This window comes from Umezawaea sp. NPDC059074, assembly GCF_042738955.1.
Classification (GTDB): Bacteria; Actinomycetota; Actinomycetes; order Mycobacteriales; family Pseudonocardiaceae; genus Umezawaea.
This window is the reverse complement of the sequence record NZ_JBHYHC010000049.1, coordinates 26970-37410: the sequence shown is the minus strand read 5'-3', so window position 1 is coordinate 37410 and position 10441 is coordinate 26970. Positions and strand designations below refer to the sequence as shown.

The 10441-nt window shown below is 74.3% G+C and carries 11 protein-coding genes; 5 read left to right on the top strand and 6 right to left on the bottom strand.

Translation table 11 applies throughout. The features are described from left to right. Positions 1 to 12 precede the first annotated feature (12 nt). Entirely contained in the window at positions 13 to 1128 is a 1116-nt protein-coding gene (locus ACFWW9_RS22745; protein ID WP_390381227.1) for an acyl-CoA dehydrogenase family protein, read from the top strand. Here the strand turns inward: ACFWW9_RS22745 and ACFWW9_RS22740 are convergent. The 3 genes from ACFWW9_RS22740 to ACFWW9_RS22730 form a co-directional block, all read right to left on the bottom strand. Then, positions 1109 to 2032: a hypothetical protein gene (locus ACFWW9_RS22740; RefSeq protein WP_390381224.1), complete on the bottom strand. Its 924-nt coding sequence runs from the start codon at positions 2030 to 2032 to the stop codon at positions 1109 to 1111. The genes ACFWW9_RS22745 and ACFWW9_RS22740 overlap by 20 nt on opposite strands. Next, positions 2029 to 3114, bottom strand: coding sequence for an MFS transporter (locus ACFWW9_RS22735; RefSeq protein WP_390381304.1), 1086 nt, complete (start codon positions 3112 to 3114; stop codon positions 2029 to 2031). The genes ACFWW9_RS22740 and ACFWW9_RS22735 overlap by 4 nt, the downstream gene beginning before the upstream one ends. 142 nt (positions 3115 to 3256) lie before the next feature. After that, positions 3257 to 3832 (bottom strand): sigma-70 family RNA polymerase sigma factor, encoded by a 576-nt coding sequence (locus ACFWW9_RS22730; RefSeq protein WP_390381221.1) that lies wholly within the window; start codon positions 3830 to 3832, stop codon positions 3257 to 3259. A 202-nt stretch (positions 3833 to 4034) separates the two neighbouring features. Between ACFWW9_RS22730 and ACFWW9_RS22725 the strand changes: the two genes are divergently transcribed. The 4 genes from ACFWW9_RS22725 to ACFWW9_RS22710 are packed head-to-tail and all read left to right on the top strand — an operon-like array spanning position 4035 to position 9113. Then, positions 4035 to 5600, top strand: a complete 1566-nt coding sequence (locus ACFWW9_RS22725; RefSeq protein ID WP_390381218.1) for a S8 family serine peptidase — start codon at positions 4035 to 4037, stop codon at positions 5598 to 5600. Beyond that, a complete protein-coding gene (locus ACFWW9_RS22720; protein ID WP_390381215.1) occupies positions 5597 to 6175 on the top strand; it encodes an RNA polymerase sigma factor in 579 nt (192 codons plus the stop codon). The genes ACFWW9_RS22725 and ACFWW9_RS22720 overlap by 4 nt, the downstream gene beginning before the upstream one ends. Further along, the gene (locus tag ACFWW9_RS22715) at positions 6172 to 6606 is read left to right on the top strand and encodes a hypothetical protein (protein WP_390381212.1); all 435 of its coding nucleotides are present in this window, start codon (positions 6172 to 6174) and stop codon (positions 6604 to 6606) included. Before ACFWW9_RS22720 ends, ACFWW9_RS22715 begins: the two co-directional genes overlap by 4 nt. Then, positions 6603 to 9113, top strand: coding sequence for a CHAT domain-containing protein (locus ACFWW9_RS22710; RefSeq protein ID WP_390381209.1), 2511 nt, complete (start codon positions 6603 to 6605; stop codon positions 9111 to 9113). Before ACFWW9_RS22715 ends, ACFWW9_RS22710 begins: the two co-directional genes overlap by 4 nt. Here the strand turns inward: ACFWW9_RS22710 and ACFWW9_RS22705 are convergent. The 3 genes from ACFWW9_RS22705 to ACFWW9_RS22695 form a co-directional block, all read right to left on the bottom strand. Further along, positions 9082 to 9609, bottom strand: coding sequence for a hypothetical protein (locus tag ACFWW9_RS22705; protein WP_390381207.1), 528 nt, complete (start codon positions 9607 to 9609; stop codon positions 9082 to 9084). The genes ACFWW9_RS22710 and ACFWW9_RS22705 overlap by 32 nt on opposite strands. Next, on the bottom strand, positions 9599 to 10135 hold the full coding sequence (locus ACFWW9_RS22700; protein ID WP_390381204.1) for a hypothetical protein: 537 nt from the start codon (positions 10133 to 10135) through the stop codon (positions 9599 to 9601). The genes ACFWW9_RS22705 and ACFWW9_RS22700 overlap by 11 nt, the downstream gene beginning before the upstream one ends. A gap of 67 nt (positions 10136 to 10202) precedes the next feature. After that, positions 10203 to 10441 (bottom strand): GNAT family N-acetyltransferase (locus ACFWW9_RS22695; RefSeq protein ID WP_390381201.1); only part of this gene is annotated, 239 nt, incomplete at its 5' end.

The following is a 10441-nucleotide window of genomic DNA, read 5'->3' as shown; positions in this document are numbered from 1 at the left end:
AGGAGGTTTTCCTTGCTTGACAAGGTTTCCGGTTTCGTGGTGGACGAGGTCGAACCCGTCGAGAGCACGCTCGACGCGGGTGGGGAACCCGCGCGCGAGGCCTTGGCGGTCCTGCGCGCGACCGCGAGGCGGCGGGGGTTGTGGGCCTTGCCACTCCCCGTGGAGCACGGCGGTGGCGGGCTCGGGCTGGCGGACTACTTCGCGCTGGCGGAGGCCGAGGGCCGCAGCGACCACGGTCCGGCCGCGCTGGGCTCGGCGAGCCTGCTGGACGTGCGGATGCTGGGCGCGCACGCCACTCCCGCCGTGCGCGAGCGGTACGTCGGCCCGCTGGTGTCCGGCGCGATCACCGGCAGCTACGCCATGACCGAGCCGGAGGTCGCGGGCTCGGACCCGTCCGCCGTCCGCACCCGCGCCGACCGCGTCGCCGACGGCTGGCTGCTGACCGGCCGCAAGTGGTTCACCACGGGCGCGGCGCACGCGGCGTTCACGACGGTCCTGGCCCGGTCGCCCGAGGGCCTCTCACTGTTCGTCGTGCCCACCGACACGCCGGGTTTCCGCGTGGTGCGGGAACTCCCGGTGCTCGGGGCGGCGGGCCAGGTCGAGATCGAGCTGGTCGACGTGCCCGTGCCCGCCGAGAACCTGCTGGGCGAACCGGGCTCCGGACTCGCTGTCGCGGGCGGCAGGCTGGCGCTCGGGCGGACGCTGCGCTGCCTGCGGTGGCTCGGCCAGGCCGAGCGGGCGTTCGACCTGATGTGCGACCGCGCGGCGACCCGCCGCATCGGCGACGGCGTGCTGGCGGACCGCCAACTGGTGCGGCAGCACGTGTTCGAGGCGCTGCTGGCCCTGCGCTCGGCCCGCGCGCTGGTCCACCAGGCCGCGGCGCTGGTCGCGGAGGACCGGCCCGCCCGCACCGAGATCGGCCTGGCCAAGGTCGCCGCCGCCCGGACCCTGCACCAGGTGGTCGACTCCGCGACCCAGGTGTTCGGCGCTGAAGGCCTGACGTCCGACACCCCGTTGCCGATGCTCGCCCGGCTCGGCCGTGCCGCCCGCATCCTCGACGGGGCCGACGAGCTGCACGTGTCGGAGACCGCCCGCGCCGTGCTGCGGGCTAGAGCGCGTGCGCGGTGACCAGCCCGGCCTCGATCGCGAGCGCCAGTGCGAAGAAGAAGTCGCCCCACACCAGTTCGCGGCCGACGTGCGGGTCGTAGCAGCCGTCGACCAGCCTGCCCTCGACCAGGTGCCGCTCCTCCAGTTCCCGCACCACCGCCGCGGCCTGCTCGTGCCGCCCGAGTTTGAGCAGCGCCACGGCGGCGATCGCGGCGGCCGACGTGTCGAGCGGCCCGCCGCCCCGCCGGGCGGTCGGCACCAGGCCCGGCCACTCGGGCACGAGGTCGTCGTTGTCGAGCCACGTGCGGGCGTCGGCGGCGGCGAGCATCCACCACGCCTCACCGCGGCTCCACCCGACCGGCGGCTCGTCCTCCGGCCACCAGGTCTCGCCGTCCCACCGCCACCCGGCCCGGTCGCGGCACAGCCGGAGGTGCTGCCCGGCGTGGGCCCGCGCGACGTCCTCTTCCCCGGCCCACGCCAGCAACGGCAGGGTTCCCGGCACCCCGTCCACCCTCGCGCGGACGGTGCCGTCGTCCCCGAACGCCGTCCCCCACGGCACGACCCCGGCCCGCGCGTCGAACCGCCCGGCCAACGACCGCGCCCCTCGTCGCGCCAGCGCCACCGGCTCGTCGGACAGCCCCAGCCGTGCACCGGCGGCGGCCCCGTACCAGAGGATCAGCCCCTGCGTGGCGGTGTCCGCGTCGACCCAGCAGGCCAGCTTCCGGCTCCACGCCTCGGCGTCCCGCACGGCCCCGGTCGCCTTGGCGCGCAACCACAGCAGCCCCACCCAGCACCCGGCCGCCCACGACCCGCGGGCCGTGGTCCGCCACTCCCCGGTCACCGGGTCCGCGTGCAACGGAAACCGCTCCCCCACCTGCGCGAGCGTCCGGTCGACCCGGTCGAGCACGTCCTCCAGGGCGGTCACGACCGCCACACCGCCACGACGCAGGCGGCGAGCGCGAACTCCACCGCCACCACGACCCACCCGGCCGAGTACCCGAGGCCGTCCACCAGCAGCCCGAACACCGGTGGTCCCACGGCGAACCCGGTGAAGAACCCGGCCGACACCAGCGCCGAGTCACGTCCGGTCGACTTCGGCGTGGACGCGGCCACGACCGCCGCCATCGACACCGCGTTGGCGGCCACGGCGAACCCGCCGACCCCCAGCACCCCGACCCACGCCAGCCCGCTCCACACCACCGGCGACAGCAGCAGCGCCACCACGGCCACCACCGCGGCCAGGCACAACGGCACCAGCAGTCCGGGACTGCCCAGCCGCGTCCACACGATCCGCCCCACGATCCCGGTCACCCCGAGCGCGGCCACCAGCGCGGCCGCGACCCGCACGCCGAACCCGAGTTCCTGCTCCGCGAACAGCGCCACGTAGGTGTTCACCGCCGCGATCCCGGCCCCGAGCAGCACGGAGAACCCGAGCAGCCACCACACCGCGGGCCCCGCGGACAAGGACACCCCGAACTTCGGCACCCGCGCGGGCTCGGGGTCGGCGGGCAGCAGCAACCCGGCCCCGGCGAACAGGAACGCCAACCCGGCGGCCACGCCCACGGCGACCCGCCACCCCACCCCGTCGGCGATCCACGCCAACGGCAGCCCGGCGACGAACGCCCCCAACTGGACCCCGGACTGCTTGAGCCCGATCACCCCGCCACGCCGAGCGGGCGGCACCACGGCCGCGACGATCTTGTTGGTGGACGGGTTCGCCAACGCCTGCGGCACCCCGGCCACCCCGACGGCGACGACCAGCACCAGGTAGTGCGCCGCCGTGGCGAACACCACCAGCGCCACCCCGCTCACCACGAACAGGGCGACAGCGGACCGCCGCGCCCCCACCGCGTCGACCACCGGCCCGATCACCAACGACAAGGCCGCCGCGACCCCGAACCCCGCGGTGACCAACACCCCGAGCAACGGCCGCCCGATGCCGAACTCCCCGACCAGCGCCGACGCCATCGTCCCCAACAGGAACAACGGCACCATCGAAAACCCCATGGCTCCGGTCAACACGACCGGCACCACCACCCGCACCCCTCGCTCCACCCCCACCAGTCGGCCTGCCGAACCACCTGGTTCCCGGTGACTTCGACGGAGGTGCGGCAGGGGATCCCGTGAAGGGACGGTCCCGATCAGCCGGTCATCCCACCGACCGCTCCCCCGTCGTGGACCCCAGCAGTGCCACCAGGTCCTCCCGCGCCCGTGCCACCCGCGACCGGATCGTCCCCACCGGGCACTCGCACACGATCGCCGCGTCGGCGTACGGCATCCCCAGCCACTGCGTCAGCACGAACGCCGTGCGGCGGTCCGGTTCCAGTGAGGACACCACCGCGTTCAGCGCCACGCCTTCGTCGAACCCCGGCAGGTCCCCGGACTGCCCCGCCTCCACGACCCGCGCCCAGTCCTCCACGCCTGCCACCCTGGGCCGGACCTTCGCCGCCCGGATGTGGTCCGCGACCACGCGTCGGGCGATCGAGAGCAGCCACGTCCGGCCGGACGACCGGCCTTCGAAACGGGCCAGGCTGGGGAGGGCGCGCAGGTACGTGTCCTGGGTCAGGTCGTCGGCCAGCTGGACGTCACCGGCCAGGTGGGCGACGAACCGCCACACGTCGGCCTGGGTGGCGCGCACGAACGGCTCGGTCGCCGACCCGTCCCCGTCGCGGACCCGGAGCGCCAGTCGGGTGATCTCGGCGTCGTCGCACCTCAGCAGCCTCACACCTGCTAGTACGGGCCGGCGGGACCCGGAGTTCAACCCGTCCGATGGCCCAAACCGGCGTGTTCGACCACTTGGTCCACGCGGTCCGATGTGGACCACTGCGCCCAACCGTGTCCACTTCGTGACGTCGGGCGCGCATCCAGCACGGCGGTCGCGCCCTCTCGGTCGTGTACCCGAAACACGGCGAGAAGGGGAGCCCACGATGACGATCCGCTCGGCTCGACGATCGACCACCGGCGCGGACCACGCCGACCTGCCGGACTGGCCGCAGCGGTCGTTGGACCGGCACGGTGGGCGAACGCTGCGCCCCGTCGAGGCGACCCGGAGAGCCGACGGGGCGGCGATCGACTCCACCGTGTACCGGGCCGCTGTCATGCTCATGCCGCGCACCGTGCTGGCCGACGCCGCCGCGTGCGAGCTGGTCGACGCCGAGCTGAACAGCGTCGGGCTGAGCATGAAGCGCGACACCAAGGACGCCTGGCCCACCCCCGAGCTGCCGGACGAGCTGTACGGGCTGGAGCCCGAGCTGCGCGACCGGATCCCGATCCCCGTGGTGCTGTTCGCCAACGGGCCGACGACGTCGGTCGTGGACGCGTGGACCGGCGTGCAGCAGATCCGGCTGGGGGTCGCGCAGGGGCGGATCACCCTGCTGCCCTCGGCGGTGAACCGGATCTCGGTGGAGCACCTGCTCGTCGGGGCCGCCTTCGGCGGTGTGCCGACGTGGAGCCCGCACGACCTGCGCGCGGGCGACGACGGCGGCGGCTGGGACGACCCGTACCGGCTGCTGCCGGTGGCGTTCACCGGCGCGCCGCCGCACCGGCGGGAGTGCGCGGCGGGCGAACGCCGGGTCGTCGTCGCCGTCCCGGACTCCGGGCTCAACGCGCACCCGTGGTTCGGTGTGGAGGCCGTGGGCGACCCGCTGCCCGTGGACGGGTTCGTGCGGGTCTACGAGGCCTCCGAGACCGTGCTGCGCGAGCAGGGCAAGCGCCTGGGCGGCCTGACGCCGACGCAGGTCCTGGTCGACGCGTGGGAGGACCCGCTCTACACCGACGAGCTGTCCGAGGAGATCGGCAGGGCCGCCGGGCACTTCACGTTCATCGCGGGCCGGATCCGGCAGAACGCGCCGGACGCCGACGTGCTCGCGCTGCGCGTCCTGCACCCCGACAACGTCTGCTACGAGGCGGACCTGCTGCTGGCGCTGTGGATGCTGGTCGCGCGGATCAAGCAGGGCGGGCACGTGGACGTCGTCTCGCTGTCCCTCGGCGGGTACGTCGAGGACGACTCGGACGCCGTGCACCACCTGCGCGAGGTGATCACCGCGCTGACCGACCTCGGCGTGGTCGTCGTCGCGGCCGCGGGCAACGACGCCACGACCCGCCCGTTCTACCCGGCGGCGCTGGCGGCGGAGAACCCGCTGGTGCTCAGCGTGGGCGCGCTCAACCCGGACGACACCGAGGCGTGGTTCAGCAACGCCGGGTCGCACGTCACGCACGAGGCCACCGGCGCCAACGTGCTGAGCTCCTTCCCGACGACCCTGCGCGGGGCTCGGGGCGCGCGGATGCACAGCGGGTCCGGCGCCCGGCAGACCGCCGATCCGGATTCGTTCGCGAGCGGGTTCGCCATCGGGTCGGGCACGTCCTACGCCGCGCCGGAGGTCGCCGCGGCCGTGGCGGTGGCGCTCACCGGCGGCGCGGTCGGCATCCCGGTCCCCGACCCCGCCTCACGGGTGGAGCGCGCGGCCGACGCGGTGAAGGGGCTGCCGACGTGACGCAGGGCAAGCGGCGGTTGGACGACGAGCAGTTGGGCGTGCTGCTGGAGAAGACCCGGTCCGGCGACCGGTCGAGCCTGGACGCGGTGGTGCGCGACCTGACCCCGCTGCTGTGGCACGTGGCTCGCTCGCAGGGCGTCGACGCCGAGACCAGCGCGGACGTCGTGCAGACGACGTGGCTGAAGCTGCTGCGCGGGCTCGACGGCATCCGCGCGCCCGGCGCGCTGGTGAGCTGGCTCGTCACGACGACGAAGCGGGAGGCGTGGCGGGTCGGCCGGGCCCAGCGCGCCGAGCGCCCGGTCGGCGACGACGAGTTCTTCGACGAGCCGGACGGCGCTCCGGGCCCGGAGGACCGGGTCGTCGTGTCGACGCGCGACCGCGAGCTGTGGGACGCGGTCGAACGGCTGCCGCAGCGGTGCAGGCAGCTGCTGCGCATCGTCGCGTTCCTGCACCGCCCCGACTACACCGAGGTGTCCGCCGCGCTGGGGATGCCGCGCGGGTCGATCGGGCCGCAGCGAGGCCGGTGCCTCGACCGCCTGCGGACCCTGTTGTCCACGAAGGAGGGTGGCCGGTGAGCACCGACGACGAACTGCTCCGCCGGATGCGGGACCTGTGGGACGAGGTGGACCCCGTGCCGCCCGACCTCGCCGACCTGACGTGCTTCGCGCTCGACCACGCCACCGCGGACGACGAGGTGCTCGACGTCGTGCGGCAGTCGCGGCCCGTCGGGGTGCGCGGGGACGAGAAGTCGCAGCTGATCACGTTCGACAGCGCCAGCCTGACGATCATGGTCAGCGTGACGGCGCACGCGGACGGGTCGCTGCGGCTCGACGGGTGGATCACGCCGCCCGCCGCGTACCCCGTGGAGCTGCGCACCCCGGCGGGCACGCGGTCCACGGCGTCCGACGGCAACGGGAGGTTCGCGTTCACCGGCGTGACCCCGGCGCTCGCGCAGTTGTCGGTGCTGGCCAACGGCACCGTCACCACTCCCGCGATCGCGTTGTGACGGCGGTCGCGGATCGGGTTCGGGACCTGCACGACCGCGGCCGGGAAGCACTGGGCGCGGGCCGGTCGGACACGGGCCTGCGGCTGTTCCGGCGGGCGCTCGCGCTGCTCGACTGGCCGGACACCACCGACCCCGAGCGCCGGGCCGCCGCGGCGCGGGTGCTGATCAGCACCGCGGCGGCCGAGGTGCACCTCGGCCGGTCCGCCGCGGGCTTCGCGCTGCTCGACGAGGCCGAGACCGCCGTCGCCCAGGCGGACCGGAGCACGCTGCTGCTGCAACGCGGTCTGCTGTGCATCCTCACCGGCCGGATGGACGACGCGCTGCGCCACCTCAACGAGGGCATCCCGCCGCACGCGGCCACCGACGACCACTACGGCCTCGCGTCCGCCCTGCTGAACCGGGCGATGGTCCACAGCCTGGCCGGGCGGCCCCGGATCGCGAAGGCCGACCTGGTGCGGTGCGAGGAGATCGCCCGGACCGCGGACCTGCCGCTGATGGTCGCCAAGGCGCGGTTGAACCGCGGCTACTGCGAGATGCTCATGGGCGACATCCCGGCCGCGCTGCACGCGTTCGACCTGGCGAAACCGGGGTTCACCGAGCACGCGGAGGGCCTGCTCCCGGTGCTCGCCATCGACCGGGCGCGGGCGTTGCTGCAAGCGGGGCTGGCCGACGAGGCCGCCGCCGAACTCGACGAGGCGATCCGGCTGCTCGGGCGTGCCGGACCGACCTACGAGCGCGCGGAGGCCGCTCTCACGCGGGCGAGCGCGGCCGTGGTGCAGGGCGTTCCGCGCACCGCGCGGCTGTGGGCGCGCCGGGCGGAACGCCTCTTCCTGCGCCGGGGCGACCGGAGTTGGGCGGCCGTCGCGGTGCTGACCCGGCTGCGCGCCGACTTCCAGGCCGGGCGACGACTCGCGGCCATCGCGGCTGAGGCCGAGGAGCTGGCGGCGACGCTGCACGGCCTCGGCCTCCCCAACGACGGCGAGGTCGCCCGGCTGCTGGCCGCGCGGGCGCTCGTGCGGCTCCGCAGGCACGCCGAGGCGCGGGTCCTGCTGACGGGCCGCCGCAGCCCGTCGCCGGTGCTGGAAACGGTGCTGCTGCGCCGGGTCGCGTGGGCCGAGTGGCACGCCGCGACCGGCGACCGGGCCAGGGCGTCGCGCCAGGCCCGGTCGGGGCTGCGGGTGCTGCACGGGCAGCGCGGCCGGTTCGGCAGCCTGGACCTGCGCACCGGAACGGCGGCGCTGGGCGTCGACCTGGCGGCGGTCGGACTGGCCACGGCGTTGCGCGGCGGGCGGGCGAAAGCCGTCTTCGCGTGGGCGGAACGCTCTCGCGCGCAAGCGTTCCTGACGTCGCCGGTGCACCCGCCGGACGACCCCGAGACCTCCGACGCCGTGGCGGAGCTGCGGCAGTTGGCGATGGTCGTGCGCGCGGCGGAGCTGGCGGGCAGGCCGGACGCGGAAGCGGCCCGGCGGTGCGCCGAACTGGAGCACCTCGTCCGCGCCCGCGGCTGGCAGGCGCGCGGCGACGGCGAGCAGGCCGACCCGAACGCGCTGCACGAGGTCGCCGCCGCGCTCGGGGACGCCGTGATGGTGAGCTTCCTGCCGTCCGACGGCCACCTGCACGGGCTGGTCGTCGTGGACGGCACGGCGCGGATGGTGTCGTTCGGGGACTTCCCGTCGATCGCCGAGACGACCGCCCGGCTGCGCTCGGACCTGGACGCGCTGTGCGGCCGCAGGCTCCCGGCGGCGCTGCGGGCGGTGGTCGAGACGTCGCTGCGGCACCAGCTCTCCGTGCTGCACGAGCGGATCCTGGTGCCGCTCGGCCCCCTGCTCGGCGATCGCGACCTGGTGATCGTGCCGACCGGGCCGCTGTCGAGCGTGCCGTGGGGGCTGGTCGACGCGCTGCGCGGCCGTCCGGTGACCGTGACGCCGTCCGCGTCGGTGTGGCTGCGGGGACGGCGGCCGTCGACCCCGTCGGCGATCGCCGAACCGCTACTGGTCGCGGGCCCGGACCTGGAGTTCGCGCCGGGCGAGGTGCGCAAGATCGCCGAGGTGCTGCCGTCGGCGGTCGTGCTGACCGGTGCGGCGGCGTCCGTCGGCGCGACGCTCGCGGCCATGGCGGACCGCCGGATCGTGCACTTCGCCGCGCACGGCCACCACGAGCCGGGGAACATCCTGTTCTCCCGGCTCGACCTCGCCGACGGCCCGCTGATGGCCTACGACATCGGCACCCTGCCGGGCGCGCCCGAGCACGTCGTCCTGTCGTCGTGCGACACCGGCCGGTCGGTGGTCCGGGCGGGCGACGAGATGCTCGGCTTCGCCGCCGCGTTCCTCTACGGCGGAACCAGAACGGTCGTCGCCGGTGTGGCGCGCGTGCCGGACGACTCGGTGGTCGACGTCATGACCACCTACCACGACCTGCTGCGCCGCGGCGCGTCCCCGTCCAGGGCGCTGGCCGAGGCGTCGCAGGCGACACCGCTCATCCCGTTGGTGTGCTTCGGTTCCGGGTGATCAGGTCCCGGACCGCCGCCGCGTCGGGGATGCTCTCCAGCAGGATCACCTGGTTCGGCGCGGGACGTGATCCCCGTGCCACCAGCGCGGACGGTCGGCCGAAGGTGATCGTGCCGAGGCCGTCCGGATGTTCTTTCAGCACAGGGGGTTCGAGGGCGTTCAGGTAGGCGCTGCGCTCGGTGGTCGAGCCGAACGGCTTGATCACCACGATGACGCGCTGGTCGGTCACCGCGTACTCGGCGCTGCGCAAGGTGAGCTGCCGCAGGCCGTACCTGGCCACGACGAACCAGGCCAGCACCACGAACCAGAGAACCGGGAAGACGCGGAACAGGCCGCTCGGCCGCTCGGCCGACAGCGTCGGGAAGAACAGCACGCCGAAGAGGACCAGCGCGCCCAGCACCGGCAGCACGAACCGGTCCCAGTGGTCGAACAGCGGGAAGCGCGCGGGCTTCCCCTGCCACAGCAGCGTTTCCGACGGCAGCAGGTCAACCCGCATAAGGCGCTGCCTTCGCCCGTGCCTCGGCGATCAGGTCGCGCACGGTCCGCGCGTCGGCGATCCTCACGAACTCGGGCGGCTGCTCCCTCCTGTTCCAGCCACCCATCCCGCTCATCCCGTCCAGCAGCCCCGAGTCGCCGAAGGTGATCGACCCGGTGCCGTCCGACGACTCGCGCAGCACCGGCGGTTCGAGCTGCGAGATCCACACGCCGTGCTCCTTCTCGCGGCCGAGGACGGTGGTCCGCACCACGACCCGGCGGTCGGTGACGACGTACTCGCTGCCGCGCAGCCTCAACCACCGCATCACCGTCAGGCCGACGATGTTGTAGAGGATCGCCAGGCCGAACAGGACGATGATGATCGTGCCGAAGGTACCGGGCGGCGTGTTCTGCCGGATGACGAAGAAGTAGGCGAAGAAGGCCGCCACGGCGAGGAGGGACGGGATCGTGACGACGTCGGACCGGTGGAAGAACGGGAAGGCGGCCGGTCTTCCTTCCCACAGGACGGTCTCGGCAGGCTCGGTCATGCCGGAACCGTAGGTCGCGACCGCGAGGTTTGTCCTGGTTTTGCCCCACAACCGCACGGGTGGACCACTACCCCGACCGCACGCCCAGCCACTGCTCGGCGCCGTACTCCTCGAACTGCTCCACCTCGGTGAACCCCAGCTTGGCCGCGACGCGCATCGACCGGCCGTTGGCGGTCTGGGTGCAGAGCACCACCGGCTCGCCGGGGAGCGCGGCGGCGCAACAGTCGATAGCCCCCGCCCACCCCACCACGGCGTAACCCTGCCCCCACCCCAGCGGCAGGAACAGGTAGCCCAGGTAGAAAGTAC

Excerpts from the sequence above, each read along its gene's own strand:
- ACFWW9_RS22735 (WP_390381304.1), bottom strand. The coding sequence starts at position 3,114 with ATGGGGTTTTCGATGGTGCCGTTGTTCCTGTTGGGGACGATGGCGTCG.
- ACFWW9_RS22725 (WP_390381218.1), top strand. The coding sequence starts at position 4,035 with ATGACGATCCGCTCGGCTCGACGATCGACCACCGGCGCGGACCACGCC.
- ACFWW9_RS22705 (WP_390381207.1), bottom strand. The coding sequence starts at position 9,609 with ATGCGGGTTGACCTGCTGCCGTCGGAAACGCTGCTGTGGCAGGGGAAG.
- ACFWW9_RS22700 (WP_390381204.1), bottom strand. The coding sequence starts at position 10,135 with ATGACCGAGCCTGCCGAGACCGTCCTGTGGGAAGGAAGACCGGCCGCC.